General features: G+C 55.5%; 19 protein-coding genes. All 19 read right to left on the bottom strand.

All coding sequences use genetic code 11. The features are described from left to right. Nucleotides 1-17 precede the first annotated feature (17 nt). The 19 genes from GYMC52_RS06010 to fliR all read right to left on the bottom strand — a co-directional run bounded on the left by GYMC52_RS06010 (nt 18) and on the right by fliR (nt 17,332). Complete coding sequence (locus GYMC52_RS06010) at nt 18-812, bottom strand: phosphatidate cytidylyltransferase (RefSeq protein ID WP_011230754.1); 795 nt, start codon at nt 810-812, stop codon at nt 18-20. After that, entirely contained in the window at nt 809-1,582 is a 774-nt protein-coding gene (locus GYMC52_RS06005; protein WP_013145736.1) for an isoprenyl transferase, read from the bottom strand. Before GYMC52_RS06005 ends, GYMC52_RS06010 begins: the two co-directional genes overlap by 4 nt. Nucleotides 1,583-1,664: 82 nt before the next feature. Further along, on the bottom strand, nt 1,665-2,222 hold the full coding sequence (frr, locus tag GYMC52_RS06000) for a ribosome recycling factor (protein WP_011230752.1): 558 nt from the start codon (nt 2,220-2,222) through the stop codon (nt 1,665-1,667). Between the two features lie 2 nt (nt 2,223-2,224). Beyond that, complete coding sequence (pyrH, locus tag GYMC52_RS05995) at nt 2,225-2,947, bottom strand: UMP kinase (protein ID WP_011230751.1); 723 nt, start codon at nt 2,945-2,947, stop codon at nt 2,225-2,227. A 68-nt stretch (nt 2,948-3,015) separates the two neighbouring features. After that, on the bottom strand, nt 3,016-3,900 hold the full coding sequence (tsf, locus tag GYMC52_RS05990) for a translation elongation factor Ts (RefSeq protein WP_011230750.1): 885 nt from the start codon (nt 3,898-3,900) through the stop codon (nt 3,016-3,018). A gap of 157 nt (nt 3,901-4,057) precedes the next feature. Continuing rightward, entirely contained in the window at nt 4,058-4,765 is a 708-nt protein-coding gene (rpsB, locus tag GYMC52_RS05985) for a 30S ribosomal protein S2 (RefSeq protein ID WP_013145737.1), read from the bottom strand. A 162-nt stretch (nt 4,766-4,927) separates the two neighbouring features. Then, nucleotides 4,928-5,545, bottom strand: a complete 618-nt coding sequence (locus GYMC52_RS05980) for a hypothetical protein (protein WP_013523412.1) — start codon at nt 5,543-5,545, stop codon at nt 4,928-4,930. 8 nt (nt 5,546-5,553) lie between these two features. Continuing rightward, on the bottom strand, nt 5,554-5,799 hold the full coding sequence (locus GYMC52_RS05975; RefSeq protein ID WP_011230747.1) for a hypothetical protein: 246 nt from the start codon (nt 5,797-5,799) through the stop codon (nt 5,554-5,556). A 16-nt stretch (nt 5,800-5,815) separates the two neighbouring features. Then, complete coding sequence (locus tag GYMC52_RS05970; protein WP_013523411.1) at nt 5,816-6,571, bottom strand: FliA/WhiG family RNA polymerase sigma factor; 756 nt, start codon at nt 6,569-6,571, stop codon at nt 5,816-5,818. A gap of 38 nt (nt 6,572-6,609) precedes the next feature. Next, nucleotides 6,610-7,107: a chemotaxis protein CheD gene (locus GYMC52_RS05965; protein WP_011230745.1), complete on the bottom strand. Its 498-nt coding sequence runs from the start codon at nt 7,105-7,107 to the stop codon at nt 6,610-6,612. Then, the gene (locus GYMC52_RS05960) at nt 7,104-7,736 is read right to left on the bottom strand and encodes a chemotaxis protein CheC (RefSeq protein ID WP_013145740.1); all 633 of its coding nucleotides are present in this window, start codon (nt 7,734-7,736) and stop codon (nt 7,104-7,106) included. The genes GYMC52_RS05965 and GYMC52_RS05960 overlap by 4 nt, the downstream gene beginning before the upstream one ends. Before the next feature lie 22 nt (nt 7,737-7,758). Then, nucleotides 7,759-8,196 carry a chemotaxis protein CheW gene (locus tag GYMC52_RS05955; protein ID WP_013523410.1) on the bottom strand — a complete coding sequence of 146 codons (438 nt, stop codon included), beginning with the start codon at nt 8,194-8,196 and terminating at the stop codon, nt 7,759-7,761. Nucleotides 8,197-8,279: 83 nt separating this feature from the next. Continuing rightward, nucleotides 8,280-10,280, bottom strand: a complete 2,001-nt coding sequence (locus tag GYMC52_RS05950) for a chemotaxis protein CheA (protein ID WP_013145741.1) — start codon at nt 10,278-10,280, stop codon at nt 8,280-8,282. A 12-nt stretch (nt 10,281-10,292) separates the two neighbouring features. Further along, on the bottom strand, nt 10,293-11,342 hold the full coding sequence (locus GYMC52_RS05945) for a protein-glutamate methylesterase/protein-glutamine glutaminase (protein WP_013523409.1): 1,050 nt from the start codon (nt 11,340-11,342) through the stop codon (nt 10,293-10,295). Between the two features lie 9 nt (nt 11,343-11,351). Beyond that, on the bottom strand, nt 11,352-12,218 hold the full coding sequence (locus GYMC52_RS05940; protein WP_041468467.1) for a MinD/ParA family protein: 867 nt from the start codon (nt 12,216-12,218) through the stop codon (nt 11,352-11,354). Then, complete coding sequence (gene flhF / locus GYMC52_RS05935) at nt 12,212-13,414, bottom strand: flagellar biosynthesis protein FlhF (protein ID WP_013523408.1); 1,203 nt, start codon at nt 13,412-13,414, stop codon at nt 12,212-12,214. Before flhF ends, GYMC52_RS05940 begins: the two co-directional genes overlap by 7 nt. Further along, the gene (gene flhA, locus GYMC52_RS05930; protein WP_013523407.1) at nt 13,411-15,456 is read right to left on the bottom strand and encodes a flagellar biosynthesis protein FlhA; all 2,046 of its coding nucleotides are present in this window, start codon (nt 15,454-15,456) and stop codon (nt 13,411-13,413) included. The genes flhF and flhA overlap by 4 nt, the downstream gene beginning before the upstream one ends. Nucleotides 15,457-15,474: 18 nt before the next feature. Beyond that, nucleotides 15,475-16,557 carry a flagellar biosynthesis protein FlhB gene (gene flhB, locus GYMC52_RS05925; RefSeq protein WP_013523406.1) on the bottom strand — a complete coding sequence of 361 codons (1,083 nt, stop codon included), beginning with the start codon at nt 16,555-16,557 and terminating at the stop codon, nt 15,475-15,477. 1 nt (nt 16,558) lies between these two features. Next, nucleotides 16,559-17,332 (bottom strand): flagellar biosynthetic protein FliR, encoded by a 774-nt coding sequence (gene fliR, locus GYMC52_RS05920; RefSeq protein ID WP_013523405.1) that lies wholly within the window; start codon nt 17,330-17,332, stop codon nt 16,559-16,561. Nucleotides 17,333-17,336: the final 4 nt, after the last annotated feature.

Raw genomic sequence — 17,336 nt, 5'->3', positions numbered from 1 at the left:
TTTCACTCCTCACCCGCTTATCGTGCGATTTCAAGCAATATGTACAATATCGGCAGCACGAACAGCAAGCTGTCAAACCGGTCTAAAATGCCGCCATGTCCCGGCAAAATCGCCCCGGAATCTTTGACGCCGTAATGGCGCTTAAATGCCGATTCGATCAAATCGCCGAGCTGACCGAACACAGACAGCAGCAGCGCGACGCCAAGCGCGGCCGCCAAACTGCCAAACGGCGCCGCCGCCCACTCGTAAATCGCGGCGACAACAGCCGCGGAAGCGATGCCGCCGATGGCGCCTTCCACCGTTTTTTTTGGGCTGATCTCCGGCCATAGCTTGCGCCGGCCAAACGCGCGGCCAAAGAAATACGCCCCAATGTCAGTCGCCCAAATGACAAACAAGGCATAAACGAAGTACACGAACCCAACCAAACGAACAGCGCCGAAACAGAAAAACCCTACGCCGACATAGACGACCGCCAAAACGACAAACGCCGCCTCATCGAACGAGAGCGCATTTTTCGTCACGACCGTACCGACAAGCAACAAAAAAGCCAAAGCGGCGAGCACGCCAAATTTGGCGGTCCCAGACGCCAACCACTCGCCGCCGTAACGGGCGGGAACGAGCAACAGCCAAAGGGCGATCAATCCAGCCGCCCCGACAAACGACAACGGGTGCATCCCTTTCATCCGCAACAATTCAAACAGCCCAATCGTGGCCAATATATATGTTACTATTATAAACGGAAAGCCGCCAAAAATAACAATCGGCAAAAAGAGCGCCGCCGCTATGACTCCGGTGATGATTCGCTGCTTCATCGCGCTGACACTCCTCCAAATCGGCGGTCGCGCCGCTGGTAAGCGGCAATCGCCTCTAAGAAATGTTGCTCCGTAAAATCCGGCCATAAGACATCCGTAAACCAAAGTTCCGTATACGCCAACTGCCAAAGCATGAAATTGCTCAAGCGAATCTCCCCGCTCGTACGGATGAGCAAGTCAGGGTCAGCGAGCCCGCTCGTCATCAAGTACGAGGAAATGAGCGGCTCGGTGATGTCTTCCGGCGCGAGCATCCCGCGTTCAACGTCTTTGGCGATCTGCTTTACGGCGGCAGTGATTTCCGCCCGGCTTCCATAATTAAGGGCAAAGTTTAACACAAGGCCGGTGTTGCCGCTTGTTTCCTTCACGGCTTTCTCGACCGCCCGGCGCGTATGATCGGGCAGCGCCTCCGTATGACCGATCACTTGGACTTTGACATTTTCGGCGACGAGCTCGGGAAGAAACGTCGTCAAAAACTGTTCGGGCAGCTTCATCAAATAATCGACTTCACTTTTCGGACGTTTCCAGTTTTCTGTCGAAAACGCGTAAAGCGACAAAATCTGAATCCCCAGCTCATTCGCAAAACGAGTGATTTTGCGCACAACTTGCATGCCTTCGTAATGGCCGGCCGCCCTCGGCAGCGCCCGCTTTTTCGCCCATCTCCCGTTTCCGTCCATAATGATGGCGACGTGGTTCGGCATCGGATGCCTGAGCACCTCTTCTTTCGTCACCGGGACGTCTTTCTCTTTTGTTTTTCGCATTTTATTGAACATACGAGTCCTCCGGGATCGTGTTTTGCCTTTCCATTATAGCAAAAAAACCCTCCATCAACATAGAGGGTTTGCATCGTTTTGCCTATACTTCCATCACTTCTTTTTCTTTTTCTTTTGTGATGGCGTCAATTTTGGCGATGTGGTCATCGGTCAGCTTTTGCACTTCGTCCGTGTAGCTGCGGAGCTCATCTTCCGTAATCTCGCCGTTTTTCTCGAGCTTTTTCAATTCATCGTTCGCATCGCGGCGGATGTTGCGCACCGCGACTTTCGCGTCTTCTGAATACTTTTTGACAAGCTTCGCGAGCTCGCGGCGCCGTTCCTCGGTGAGCGGCGGAATGACAAGACGAATGACTGATCCATCATTCGATGGCGTCAGCCCTAAATCCGATGCTAAAATCGCTTTTTCCATTTCTTTAATGGCCGATTTGTCGTACGGCTGAATGACAAGCAGCCGCGCTTCCGGCACGCTGATGGAGGCCAGTTGGTTGATTGGCGTCGGCACGCCGTAATAGTCAACGGTTACTTTCTCAAGCAGCCCTGCGTTCGCCCGTCCGGCGCGAATGCTTGCCAGCTCGCGGGTGAACGCTTGCACCGCTTTATCCATCTTTTCTTTGGCCTGTTGGATCACTTGCTTTGCCATCATTATTTCCCCCTTACGATCGTTCCGATGTTTTCACCTAACACAGCGCGTTTAATATTGCCTTCTTCCATAATCGAGAAGACGATGAGCGGAATGTTGTTGTCCATGCAAAGCGAGGAAGCAGTCGAATCCATGACGCCGAGCCCTTGCTTGATGACGTCCAAGTACGACAGCTCATCGTATTTGACCGCATTGGCGTCGACGTTCGGGTCGGCGCTGTAGACGCCATCGACGTTGTTTTTCGCCATTAAAATGACGTCCGCCTCGATTTCCGCCGCCCTGAGCGCCGCGGTCGTATCGGTCGAAAAGTACGGGTTGCCTGTGCCGGCGGCGAAAATGACAACTCGTTTTTTCTCAAGATGGCGAATCGCCCGGCGGCGAATGTACGGTTCGGCCACTTGCCGCATTTCAATCGATGTTTGCACCCGCGTTTCCACACCGAGCTGCTCAAGGCTGTCCTGCAAGGCGAGGGCGTTCATCACCGTCGCCAACATGCCCATGTAATCAGCCGTCGCCCGGTCCATGCCCATTTCGCTTCCCGTTTTTCCACGCCAAATGTTGCCGCCGCCGACGACGATGGCGACCTCGACGCCCAGTTCAACAACTTCTTTCACTTGTTTGGCGATCGACTGAATGACCGCCGGTTGAATGCCAAACCCTTGCTTTCCGGCGAGCGCTTCCCCGCTCAACTTTAACACGACGCGTTTGTATTTTGGCTGTTCCATGTCCAACCTCCATGATGCGAATCACTTTGAAAAACAGGGAACACGCGCGTGTTCCCTGTTGCGGTCCGTCATTGTTTTCTGACTTGGCTCATGACTTCTTCTGCAAAATTGTCTTGGCGTTTTTCGAGCCCTTCGCCGACTTCGTAACGGATGAACTGCTTGACTGTTGCTCCGTTCGATTCGACGTATTGGCGCACCGTCACATCCGGGTTTTTCACGAACGCTTGCTCGAGCAGGCAGACGTCTTCGTAAAACTTGTTCAGCCGGCCTTCGACCATTTTTTCAACGATTTTCTCCGGCTTGCCTTCGTTTAAGGCTTGCTGCTTCAACACTTCACGCTCATGCGCAATCTCTTCCTGCGGCACGTCGTCGCGCGAGACGTATTTCGGATGAAGTGCGGCAATGTGCATGGCGACATCTTTGGCGACGTCTTCGCTCGCATTGCCGGCTAATAACGTTAATACGCCGATGCGCCCGCCCATGTGCAAGTACGCACCGAACGTTTCGCCGTCCGCTTTATTGACGACGGCAAAGCGGCGAAGCGTAATTTTTTCACCAATTTTGGCGATCGCTTCGTTGATGTAGTCTTGGACGGTCGAGCCGTTGTCCATCGTTTGACCGAGCGCTTCATCAAGCGAAGCCGGCTTTTGTTTCAGCAAGTGGGCGGCCAGCTCTTTGACAAGCGTTTGGAATGCTTCGTTTTTCGCAACGAAGTCCGTTTCCGAGTTCACTTCCAAAATGACGGCGGTATTGCCTTCCACCGCGATGTACGCCATCCCTTCGGCCGCGATGCGGTCCGCTTTTTTCGCCGCTTTGGCAATTCCTTTTTCGCGCAGCCAGTCGATCGCTTTCTCCATGTCACCGTTTGTTTCGGTGAGCGCCTTTTTGCAGTCCATCATGCCTGCGCCTGTTTTTTCGCGCAGTTCTTTCACCATTTGTGCTGTAATTGCCATAAAAAAATCCTCCTTCTCATTGTCCCGTATATGTATCGGTGCCGGCAGCGGCTTCCCGTTTTGCCCTTATTCGTTAGTATAGCCAAAAGTTGCTCATTTCTGTCTCAAAAAAAGGTGATAAAAGGCTTTCCCCTCTTATCACCTTTCTTGTGCATCGTTACTCTGCTGCGACGGCCGCTTCTTCGCCTTGTTTCGCCTCAAGCACGGCGTCGGCGATTTTCGAAGTCAACAACTTAACAGCGCGGATGGCGTCGTCGTTGGCCGGAATGACATAGTCAATTTCATCCGGATCGCAGTTCGTGTCGACGATGCCGATGATCGGGATGTTCAGCTTGCGCGCTTCCGCCACCGCGATCCGCTCTTTGCGCGGGTCAATGACAAACAACGCATCCGGCAGCTCTTTCATGTCTTTGATGCCGCCCAAAAACTTCTCAAGACGCTCTTTTTCTTTTTTCAAGCGAATGACTTCTTTTTTCGGCAGAACGTCAAATATTCCATCTTCTTCCATTTTTTCAATTTCACGCAGCCGTTTGATCCGCTTTTGGATCGTAGCGAAGTTCGTCAGCGTGCCGCCGAGCCAGCGTTGGTTGACATAAAACATGCCGCAGCGTTCCGCTTCTTCCTTCACCGACTCTTGCGCTTGTTTTTTCGTGCCGACGAACAAAATTTTGCCGCCATTCGCCGCCAATTCGCGGACGAAGTTGTATGCTTCCTCGACTTTTTTCACCGTTTTTTGCAAGTCGATGATATAGATGCCGTTGCGCTCCGTGAAAATGTATTTTTTCATCTTCGGATTCCAACGGCGCGTCTGATGTCCAAAGTGGACGCCAGCTTCAAGCAGTTGTTTCATCGAAATAACCGACATGTATGCTCCTCCTGTTTCCTTAGTGGTTTTTGGTCCTCCGCCTGCCTCATCTTTCAGCAAGACTGGAGTTGCCAGCACCGTTGCTGAAATCATCAGGCGTGTGTATTCACACCATGAAAAAATATATCACAACTGCAAGCGGCAAATCAAGCTGTTATTCGCCTATTGATTCGTTTTTTGCGCAAATTTGAGCCATAGCTCGACTTCTGTTTTCCCTTTGCCGAGCTGTTTGGCAATTTCCTCGACCGTCTCTCCTTCCGCATATAGGCGGCGAGCAAGCTCACTCGCGTCCGCTGGTCGGGTGAGTGAAAGTTCGAGCACATCCTTGACCGTTCCGATGTCTGGGAAATAGCCCGGAGCGGCGCTTGGGCGGCTTGTTTTGGCGCGTTTTTCGGTTTCTCCCCGCTCCGCCGGCTCGTTTTCCCCCTTTTTTGCTTCCGCTGTTCGCTTTTCGAACCCTGCTCCGATTTCACCGCCTCCTGCCCCCGGCATGGACGCCGTCTCTTTCCCGTTCGCGCCCCGTTGCACACTGGGCGCATCGTTCGTTTCCGGTGCAGAAACGAATGGAGCCGCTCCGCTGCCAAGCAACGAGTCAAGTTCAGCCAAAAAGCGCTCGTTTTCTTCCTTCCAAGCAGCGAGATAAGCGGTCATGGCTTCCTCGAGCTCCTCGGCCCGCCTCTCCGCCTCGCCAAGCCGCGACAGGCGAAGGAAAAGCACAATGATCAACCAAAACGACAAGGCGTGCAGCAGCAAACTGATCGTCAGCCAAAATGCCATCATGATGTTCACTATCCTTGAATGTCGATCGTTTTTCCTTTATAAGGGTGTCCTCCAAAACGGGACGCCTCCTGCTCAAGACGGGCGCTCGTTCGTTTATCCGTCACCCGACGGCGCGCACGCTCCGCCCGCTTTTGGCCGGCAGTTGCCATTTGCGCCTGCACTGCATAGGAGTGTTGTTGCGTCGAGGCTTGAAGCCTTTCCGCGTCGGGCGCTTTCGGCATGACGCTTTGCAACGCTGGAAGCTGGATGTCCATCGCTTTTTCTCTCCCCTCATGGCTCTTTTTCAAAAAAGCGGCGCAGTTTCCAAAGCGCTTTCGCATGAATTTGCGAAATTCTTGATGTCGACAAATGCAAAAGGCTCCCGATTTCTGTAAACGTCAGCTCCTCTTTGTAAAACAAACTGATGACGAGCTGCTCTTTTTCATTCAGCTGTCCGATGGCTTCAGCCAGCTTTTCGATCATTTCCTGCTTAACGATTTGCTCCTCGGGAAGCGGAGCGCGGTCGTCGCGAACCGAAAGCAGTCCTTCATCTTCGTCGACGGTCGTCTGCCCGAGCGGCAGCCAATGGGAAAAAAACGTTTCACTCGCCGCCGCCTGCACTTCCTCTTCCGTCATCCCGAGCTCAGCGGCGATCTCTTTCGCCGTCACCGATCGCATGTGCCGCTGTTCAAGCCGCTCGATCGCTCCCTCAATTTTTTTTGCCTTATCGCGCATGCTGCGCGGCAGCCAGTCTTCTTTGCGCAAACCGTCTAAGATGGCGCCGCGGATGCGGAACGAGGCGTACGTGTCGAACTTCAAATCACGCGATGGATCAAATTTCTCCAACGCATCGTATAAGCCGACGAGTCCAAGGCTGACGAGCTCATCCTTCGGCACGGAGCTCGGCAGCGTCGCCGAAAGCCGCTGCACGTGGTAGAAAACAAGCGGCATATAGCGCTGCACCAGCTCCTCGGCCGCGTGGCGGTCGCGGCCATGGATCCATTCATCCCAATATTTCCGTTCTTCTCCTTTTAGCGCGCTTCCCATTATTCTCCCCCTTGCCTTGCGGAAACGGCGCATCCCGGTCATATTTCCTTTATTTCTTGAGCGGCGGTGCGGATGGAGAGCACGCCCGTCTGCGGATTAAATTCGATCGTGCGGCCGCTATGGCCCCCGACATCTTCGGCGACGACCGGAATGTGAAGCCGCTCGAGCTGCTTTTTCACTTCCTCCACATTGCGCGCGCCAATGCGCATCATATCGCCGCCAACTGTCGAAAACGAAAACATTTGCGCCCCGCCGGCCAGCTTCGCTTTCAGCATCCCTTTCCGCCCGCCAGCGGCAATGACAAGCTGAACGAGCGCCTCGACCGCCGTATCAGCGTATTTGGCCGCATTGATGACTCCGCCGCGCGCCATCGAGGAATGCGGAAGCATGACGTGCGCCATGCCGGCAACCGCCTTGCCTGCATCGTAAATGACGACACCGACGCACGACCCAAGCCCGCACGTGCGGATGACATTCGGCGCTATGACGACCTCCATTTCCGCAATGCCGATTTTGACAGCCTGCGCTGTGCTCATAGGCCATCCACACCTAACGCTCGAAAGATGATGGAAAACGAATCCGGATCAGGAAGAAGAAAGAAATGGCCGTTGATGCTTTCGTCCGGACGCCGTTCATCGTAAATGGCCGTGTCGATCAAAATGGCGTAATCGCCAACACGCGACAGCTCAAGCAATCCGAACGACAGCACAGCCCCGATCATGTCAATGGCCAATGCCGGCACGGACGGGTGCAAGTTGAGCCGCGTAAAGTCGGCCAATGCCGACAAATACGAGCCGGCTAAAATATTGCCGAGCTCCTGAAGCGCCGAGCAGCCAAGCTCATGGGCTTCTCCTTGAAACGAAAACGAGTCATCGCCAATCATCCGGCGGACAAACCGCTCAGCCTGTTCCGGCGGCAACACGAAAAACATGTTTCCCGGCGCTTCTCCTTCGATGCGCAAATAGACGCACGCCACTACTTGTTCCGGTCCACCGATTGATTCCATCATTTCGGCAAACGTCGCAATTTGAACGCGCGGCACCGCCATTTCAATTTTTTTGTTTAGCAACGTCGACAAAGCCGTCGCCGCGTTGCCGGCGCCAATGTTGCCGATTTCGCGCAAAATGTCAATATGCATCCCCGTCAAGTTGCGAATATCGTCCAATGTCAACGCTCCTCTCCACGGGTTATCGGTCGAGCACTTTCGCCAAATCGAGCAAAATGAGGAGCCGATTCTCCACTTTCGCCACGCCGTCGATGTAACTTGCCTCAACGGAGCCAATTGCCTCTGGCGGCGGTTCGATGCTTTCCGCCGACAGATCAAGGACATCATTCGCGGCATCGACGATGAGCCCGACTTCCATATCCTCAAGAGCAACGATAATGATCCGCGTCTGTTCCCCATATGGTTCGGGGGCAAACCCGAACCGCTCGCGCAAATCGATGATCGGCGTCACAACACCGCGCAAGTTGATGACCCCTTTTACATAATGAGCCGTCCCCGGCACGCGCGTGATCGGCTGCATTTTCTCGATGGAACGGACATGCTGCACCGGCAGAGCATATTCTTCTTCTTTCAGGCGAAACGCAATCACTTTCCAGTCTGCTTGCACGCTGGCCGTCATCCAATCCTCCCCCTTTTCTTCGACATGCCACTGAAAACGGCAGATCAACGCCATAGGCGCCCCCGCACCGACACGGCCATCTCCTACTTCACGAGCGCGTTGCAGTCGATAATCAGCGCCACTCGGCCGTCTCCCAAAATCGTCGCCCCCGAGATGGCAAAAACCGAAGATAAATAGTTTCCTAGCGATTTCAACACGACTTCTTGCTGCCCGATAAACGAGTCGACCGCCAGCGCCGCCAGTTTTTCCCCTTTCCGGACGATCACGACCGCCACCGCATCTCCGTCATCGGCCGCTCCAGGAACAGCGAAGACGTCTTTCAGGCGGACGAGCGGCACGATTTTGCCGCGAAAATCGATGACCGGCTGGTTGTGGGCGGAAAAAATCTCTTCCTTTTTCACCAGCGCCGTCTCAATGATCGATGACAGCGGAATCGCGTACGTTTCCTCGGCGATTTGAACGAGCAACACAGAAATGATCGACAATGTGAGCGGCAGCTGAATCGAAAAGAGCGACCCTTTTCCAGGCTGCGAATCGACCGAAACGGTGCCGCCGAGCGACTCAATCGTGCTTTTGACGACATCCAAACCGACGCCGCGGCCGGAAATGTCAGAAACTTGCTCAGCGGTCGAAAAGCCGGGAGCGAAAATAAGCTCGTAAATTTGCTGATCGTTCAAATGCTCCGCCGCCTGCGGCGAGACAATGCCGCGGCTTTTCGCCTTTTGCAGCACCTTCTCCCGGGAAATGCCGGCGCCGTCATCCTCGATTTCAATAAAGACATGGTTGCCGCTATGGTACGCTCGCAATTGAACGGTCCCTTCTTCCGGTTTTCCGCGCGCCGCCCGGACGTCCGGCGCTTCGATGCCGTGGTCGAGCGCATTGCGGATCAAATGGACAAGCGGGTCGCCGATTTCATCGATCACCGTCCGGTCAAGCTCGGTATCCGCGCCGATGATGTCAAGGCGCACCTTTTTGCCGAGCTCGCGGGCTAGCTGGCGCACCATGCGCGGGAAGCGGTTGAACACCGTTTCGACCGGCACCATGCGCATATTTAAAATGATCGTCTGCAAATCGCTCGAGATGCGAGACATCCGCTCGACCGTTTCCGTCAATTCGGCATGGTTCAGCTCGCGGGAAATTTGCTCAAGCCGACCGCGGTCGACAACCAATTCTTCAAATAAGTTCATCAACCGATCGAGCCGTTCAATGTTGACGCGGATCGTTTTCGTCGCCTGTTTCGCTGTTTGTTTTTCCGGCGCCTCCGCTTCGGCCTGAACGGCCGCCGCCTGCTCCATAGCGGCCGGTTGTTGGGGCGCAGCCGCTTTCTCGCTTTCTGCCGACGGTTCATCGCTCGATAGCATAGACACCTTGACGTCATCAATTTCCGAAATGCCCATCAGCCGCTTTTGCAACTCATCGGCTGGCGCTTTGGATACGACCGTAACGAGAAACTCCCGGTCAAACTGTTCTTCCTCCAGCATCTCGACCGGCGGCGTTGCTTTCACAATTTCTCCGACTTCATTCAGCTGTTCAAACACCATATAGACGCGCGCTGCTTTCAACAAGCAATCATCGCGAAGCCGAACGCGGATTTCGTAGACGGAAAATCCCTGCTCCTTCGCCTGTTCGAGCACATGGTATTCAAATTCCCCATACGCATGTTCAAGGGGCGGTTCTTCCCTTGCTGCCTGCTTGTTCGGCATCTCCCCTTGCTCGATTCGTTTCAGCTGTTCGACTGTTCTCCTTACATCGCGCGTTCCGTCGCCGCCTGCAGCGATGGAACTGATCATCGCCTCCAAATGGTCGACGGCCTCAAAAATGACGTCAAGCAATTCCGGGGTAACGGAAAGCCGCCGATTGCGGATGCCATCGAGCACGTTTTCCATTTGGTGCGTCAAATTGGCCAAATCTTCAAACCCCATCGTGGCGGACATGCCTTTCAACGTATGGGCCGAACGGAAAATATCATTCACCACAGACATGTCCTCCGGAGTTTTTTCAAGTTCCAACAGCCGCTCGTTGATCGCCTGCAAATGCTCTTTGCTTTCATCAATAAATAAATCCAAATATTGGCTCATGTCCATGCCGTTTCCCCCTCACTCCCCGATCAATTGGACGATGGCAGCGGCGATGCTGTCAAGCGGAACGATGACATCAACGACGCCAGCCTCGATCGCCGCTCTTGGCATCCCAAAGACAACGGCTGTCTCGCGCGCTTCCGCGATCGCTTTTGTGTTCCCGCTTTCCTTCAGCTTTTTCAACCCCGATGTTCCGTCGCTTCCCATCCCGGTCATGATCACCGCGATTTTCCGACAGCGGCGAATGGCAGCGAGCGACTCGAACAACACGTCAACAGCCGGACGATGGCCGGCGCGCGGCGGCGATTCGTCGAAACGGGCTTTAAGCGCGCCGCCTTCTTCGCGAACGATGAGATGGACACCGCCTGGCGCGATATAGGCGGTGCCATTTTGCAGCACTTCCCCGTCTTCCGCCTCCTTGACCGTGATCGCGGCAAGCGCATCAAGCCGGTTGGCGAGCGATGTCGTAAATCCTTTGGGCATATGCTGGACAGCGACGACCGGAGCGGCTAGATCGGGCGGAAGCTGCGTCAGCACCGTCTCGAGCGCGCGCGGGCCGCCGGTGGAAGTGCCGATCGCGACGATGGCCTGTTGCGGCCGCGCCGCCGCTTTGAACGATGGGCGCCAAGACGGACGTTGGCGGCGCGGGGCAGTCAAGGCAGCCACGTTCGCTTCGCTCGCGTGCAGCACTTTGCCAATCAGCTCGTCTTTCACTTTGTACAAATCGAGCGAAATCGGTCCGGACGGCTTAGCGACAAAGTCGACCGCCCCGTACTGCATGGCGTCGATCGTGTTTTCCGCCCCTTCGGTCGTCGTGCTTGACACCATGACGACCGGCACGGGATGGTCCCGCATGATGCGCTGCAACGTTTCGAGTCCGTTCATGACCGGCATTTCCACATCAAGCGTCACGACATCCGGCCTTAGGGCAGCGATTTTCTCGAGCGCCTCCCGGCCGTTGCGAGCTGTTCCGATGACTTCGAGGCGCGGATGCTCGGACAAAAAATCACTGATCCATTTGCGCATAAACGCCGAGTCATCGACGACAAGCACCTTGATCGTCTTCATGTTCCGTCTCTACCTTTCTAGCAAAAGTTGACGCAGCTTCGCAAAAAAGCGGGGAGCCCGCTCCGGCTCTTTTTCTCCTCCCGCCGCATAGCGGCATGCCATTTGACGCACTGCCCGGCTCGCCTTCGCCGCCGGATCAAAGAGAACAAACGGCGTTTGCCGGACGACACAGCGCGCCACAGTCCGGTCTTCAGGAACGACGCCAAGCAAGGCGATGTCTTTATGGAAAAACCGACTGGCGGCATGCTGCAGGCGCGAAAAGACGCCGTATCCTTCCCGCTCGCTGCCGGCGCGGTTGACGATGACGGAAAACGGAGCCTCGCTGCCGGCGGTGTGCATATATTTCATCATGGCGTACGCATCCGTCATCGCGGTCGGCTCCGGCGTCGTGACAATAAACACATCGTCGACGGACTTTAAAAAATACAATCGTTCTTCTGAGGCACCCGCCCCCATATCGAAAATGAGATAATCATATCGCGACGCCACCGTCTGCAGCTCGGCCAACAAATAGTCGATAGCGGATCGATCGACACTCAACCATTGCGCGGCGCCCGTCCCCCCAGCAATATACGATAGATGCTCCGGTCCGCTTTTTACCAGCTCGGAAAGCGGCAACCGCGCGGAAAACCAATCCGAAAGCGTCAATGGCGACGACTGGCCGAGCAAAATGTCGATGTTGCCCATGCCGATGTCCATATCAAGCAGCAAGACGCGAAACCCGAGCTTCGAGAGCGACAGCGAAAAATTGAGCGAAAGGTTTGACTTGCCGACTCCGCCTTTCCCGCTCGTCACCGCGATGGTCCGCGGCCCCGCCGCCGGCGTCAGCCGGCGGCCCAGCTCATAGCGCAGCCGTTCTGCTTGATCGCTCACCATCGCTCCGCCCCAAACAGCAGATGAACGAGCCGGTCTGCGGACGCTTCCACCATGTCGTCCGGCACATTTTGCCCGTTCGTGAAATAGGCGGCGGCAAGCCGGCTGTCAAGCAACACATTGACGATCGTTCCAAACGAGTCCGTCTCATCGAGCTTCGTCACGATCAGCCGATCGATCGGCAGGCGGGAAAAGTGGTTGTAAATCGTTTTCATATCGTCATACTTTCCCGTGGCGGCGAATACAAGAAACGTTTCCGTTTCGCTGTCAAACTCGAGCGTTTGCTGCAGTTCATCCACGTATTGCGGGTTGCGGAAGTTGCGGCCAGCCGTATCGACGAACACGAGATCGCAGCCGGCCAATTTCCGCTTCGCCGTCCGAAAATCGTCGGCATTGTAGCATACTTCCAACGGAGCGTGCAAAATGTCGGCATACGTCTTCAGTTGGTCGATGGCGGCGATCCGGTACGTGTCGGCCGTGATGAACCCGACTTTTTTCCCTTGCTCGAGGACGGCGCGCCCTGCCATTTTGGCGAGCGTCGTCGTTTTTCCAACCCCGGTCGGACCAAGCAAAATCATATACTTTTTTTGCTCCGCCGTTTTGACAAACGGAAGCGTCGACAATAGATCGCGCACCGCTTCTTTCGTCCAGGCGGAGACCGCAGCCGGCGACCGGCCGTCTTTGTCGGCATACCACCGTTCAAGCAGGCGATCCATCACTTGGCGGACGTACACATCCGCCATCCCTTGCCGAACGAGGCGCCGTTCCGCTTCCGCAAGCGGTGGAGGATACAAAAGCGAAGACGAGCGGGCGTTGAACTGACGGATGAGCGCCTTGACTTCCTCGATCTCACGGGCAAGCGAGCCGTCTTCCTCCCGCTCGGCCGCCGGCAAAGGGGCAAAGGACGCAGCAGCACTCGGCTGACGCGTCAAAGACGCGGCGGCACTCGGCTGACGCGTCAAAGACGCGGCGGCACTCAGCTGACGCGTCAAAGACGCGGCGGCATCCGGCTGACGCAGCGGCAGTGGATCCGGATCAACGCCGGCCAACACTTCGATCTTTTTTTTCGCAAACAGACCGAAAAATCCGCCGGTCTGCACGACTTTCGAGTGCAAAATGACGGCGTCGCGGCCAAGTTCGGCGCGAACCATTTTCATCGCTTCGTTCATGGACGGGGCGACAAATTTTTTCACTTTCATTCGATTTCCACCATCCCCACGCTTTGAACTTCGACATCCGCTTCAAGCTCGTTGTACGACAGCACCGGAACAGTCGGAAAATGGCGCTCGGTCAGCTGGCGGACGTACATGCGCACCGCCGGGGAGCAGAGCAAAATCGGCGTCTGGCCGGCGAACGGATAGCGTTCAAGCGCCGCGGCGACCGCTTCCACAAACGCCTGCGCCCGCGCCGGCTCGAGCGCCAAATAGCGGCCGTGTTCGGTTTGCTGCACGGCGTCGGCGATCGTTTTTTCCGCCCTGCCCGACAGCGTAATGACGCGCAGCGGCTCGCCCGGCACGGCGTACTGCGAGGTGATTTGCCGCGCCAACGCTTGGCGGACGTATTCCGTCAACAAATCGGTGTCGCTGGTCAGGCGGGCAAAATCGGCAAGCGCCTCAAAAATGAGCGGCAAGTTGCGGATCGACACTTTCTCTTTCAGCAGCTTGGCGAGCACTTTTTGCACGTCGCCGACAGACAACGGATTCGGCGTCACATCGTCGACAAGCACCGGATACGATTCTTTTAAATGATCGATCAGCTGTTTTGTTTCCTGACGCCCCAGCAGTTCGTGGGCATGGGCTTTCAGCACCTCCGCTAAGTGTGTCGAGACGACCGATGGCGGGTCGACGACTGTATAGCCAAGCATTTCCGCCCGGTCTTTTACGGTCTCGGAAATCCATTTCGCCGGCAGACCAAACGCCGGCTCGATGGTGTCAATGCCATCAATCGAATCATCGTCAACTCCGGGGCTCATCGCCAAATAATGGTCAAGCAGCAGCTCGCCGCGCGCCACTTCCTCGCCTTTCACTTTGATCCGGTATTCATTCGGCTGCAACTGGATGTTGTCGCGAATGCGCACAACCGGGATGACAATGCCAAGCTCGAGCGCGAGCTGACGGCGAATCATGACGATCCGGTCAAGCAAATCCCCGCCTTGATTGGCATCAGCGAGCGGAATGAGCGCATAGCCGAACTCAAATTCAATCGGATCAATATGCAGCAGTTGGATGACGCTTTCCGGGCTTTTCAATTCGTCGGCGGCCGCCGCCTCCTCTTCCGGAGCGGCCAATGCCGCTTCTTCTTGCTTTTGCCGCTCGATAAATCGGTAGCCGCCAAGCGCCAGCAGCCCGGCAATCGGCATCGTCAACAAGTCGTTGATCGGCGTAAACAAGCCGAGCAGGAAAATCGTTCCTGCCGTGACGTACAACATTTTCGGAAACGCGAACAGCTGGCGCATAATATCGCCGCTCAAGTTGCTGTCCGACGCCGCCCGGGTGACGATGATGCCGGTCGCCGTGGAAATCAACAGCGCCGGAATTTGGCTGACGATGCCGTCGCCGACCGTCAAAAGCGTGTAGCGCTTTGCCGCCTCCCCTATATCCATTCCTTTCTCCACAACGCCGATCACCATGCCAAACAACATGTTGATGACGACGATAATGATGCCGGCGATGGCGTCGCCTTTCACAAATTTGCTTGCCCCGTCCATCGCTCCGTAAAAGTCGGCTTCTTGCGCCACTTTTTCCCGCCGCTTTCGGGCTTCTTGCTCCGAAATCATGCCGGCGTTCAAATCGGCGTCAATGCTCATCTGTTTGCCGGGCATCGCATCGAGCGTAAAGCGGGCCGCCACTTCCGAGACGCGCTCCGCCCCTTTGGTGATGACAACAAACTGGATGATGACCAAAATCAAAAACACGACAAACCCAACGACGACATCGCCGCCAACGACGAACGTTCCGAACGTTTCAACGACGCCGCCCGCCTCCCCTTTGCTTAAAATCGAGCGGGTGGTTGACACATTCAGCCCGAGCCGAAACAGCGTCAGCACTAAAAGCAATGACGGAAAAATGGAAAACTCAAGCGGCTCTTTCGTGTTCATCGCCGTCAGCAATACAAGCAAGGCAAGGGAAATATTGATGATGATCAAGACGCTCAACAGCCATGTCTGCAGCGGGATGACGAGCATGGCGACGATGAGCACGACAAGAAACAATACGGATAAATCTTTGATTTGCGCTTGCATGGTTTTCTCTCCTTGTTGCTACACGTTTCCTTTGAGCCGATAGACGTACGCCAAAATTTCCGCCACTGCCTTAAAAAACGCCTCTGGAATCATGTCGCCGACTTCCGTCTGGCGGTAGAGCGCCTGCGCAAGCGGGCGATTTTCGACCGTCACGACGCCATGGGTTTTCGCCACTTCCTTGATTTTCAACGCCATATAATCCGCCCCTTTCGCGACGACGACTGGCGCTTCCATCTTGCCGTCTTCATACTTGAGGGCCACGGCGTAATGCGTCGGGTTGGTAATGACGACATCCGCGTTCGGCACTTCCTGCATCATCCGCCTCATCGCCATCTCACGCTGTTTTTGCTTGATGCGCGATTTGATGAGTGGATCGCCTTCCGTCTTTTTGTATTCATCTTTAATGTCCTGTTTGGACATGCGGATGCTTTTTTCAAATTCAAACCGCTGATACAAGTAATCAAACAGCGCTAAAAACAAGAGCGCCCCCGCGGCGTACAGCCCCATTTTCACCGTCAAGCCGCCGACGACAGTCAAAGCCTCACCCGGCGTCTTGGAAACGAGCGCCGCAAGCTCGCTTCGTTCGGCCAACAGCGCCGCAAACACGACCGCACCGATGATTCCAGCTTTTAACACGGATTTCAACAGCTCGACCAAGGCGCGCAACGAAAACAGCCGTTTCATTCCTTGCACGGGATTGAGGCGGTTCCCATCCATTTTTAACGGTTCAACGGTGAACAAGGCGCCGATTTGCAAAAAGTTGGCCAACCCAGCCGCCAGCACTGCGGCGGCGAACAGCGGCGCCAAAAGCAAGGATGCATGGGAAAGCCAGTCAAGAAACAGCCGGTGAAGCGAGTCAACCGTCAACGAAGGGGAGGCAGAATCGGACAAGGCGCGGGCGAACAACCGCAGCAGACCGTCCCGCTCGTACGCCCCGGCCAAGGACAAAGCAAGAAATGAAGCAAGCAACACGGAAGCGGAGACGACATCACCGCTTTTGGCCACCTGTCCTTTTTCCCGCACTTCTTGCCGTTTGCGAGGCGTCGCCTTTTCCGTTTTTTCCCCAGCGAAAAATTGCAAATCGAGCCGCCACTCGCCCATCTTATCCGCCCCCCAACAGCCGCATCAACTCGCGCAACGAGGCAAACATGAAGTGAAATACACTGCGCGCCGCAAGCAATATCGTCCCAATCCCCGCCAACAGGAGCAAAAACGCCGCTGCCGTTTTGGCGGAAAAGCCGACCGCAAAAATGTTCATTTGCGGCACCGCGCGGGCGATGATGCCAAGCGCCACGTCGACTAAAAAGAGCGATCCGACAAGCGGGGCCGCCATTTGGAAAGCGGCGGCGAACATCGCAGCAAACGCCCGCACCGCGTATTCCACCGCCCGACCGTCAGCAACGTGCGGCAGGCGGTCAAGCGGCAACCAATGATAGCTGTAAAACATGCCGTCAAGCAGCAAATGGTGGCCATCGAGAGCGAGCAAAAGCAGCAGGGCGAGCAAATGAAGATATTCGCCAAGCAGCGGGCTTTGCGCTCCAGTTTGCGGGTCGATGACGTTGGCGATGGCAAACCCGATTTGAAAATCGATCAAGCCGCCGGCGATTTGCATCGCCGCCATGAGGATCGCTGCCAGCAGCCCAAGCGCCAATCCGACGAGCGCTTCTTTTACGACAAGCAATACATACACGCCGTCAAGCGCCAACACCGGTTTGGGCATCGCCAAAAACAACAGCCAGCTGAACAAAAACGCCAATCCGGCTTTATACGAAGCCGGCACGGTCCGGTAGGAAAACAACGGCATCGCCGCGAAAAACGAAGCGGCGCGGACAAAGACGAGCAAAAACGCCGGAAAATAAGTCCATGCTTGTTCCATCGCC

This window comes from Geobacillus sp. Y412MC52 (assembly GCF_000174795.2).
Taxonomy (GTDB): Bacteria; Bacillota; Bacilli; order Bacillales; family Anoxybacillaceae; genus Geobacillus; species Geobacillus thermoleovorans.
The sequence above is the reverse complement of the archived record's forward strand: the minus strand, read 5'-3'. Positions and strand labels throughout refer to the sequence as shown.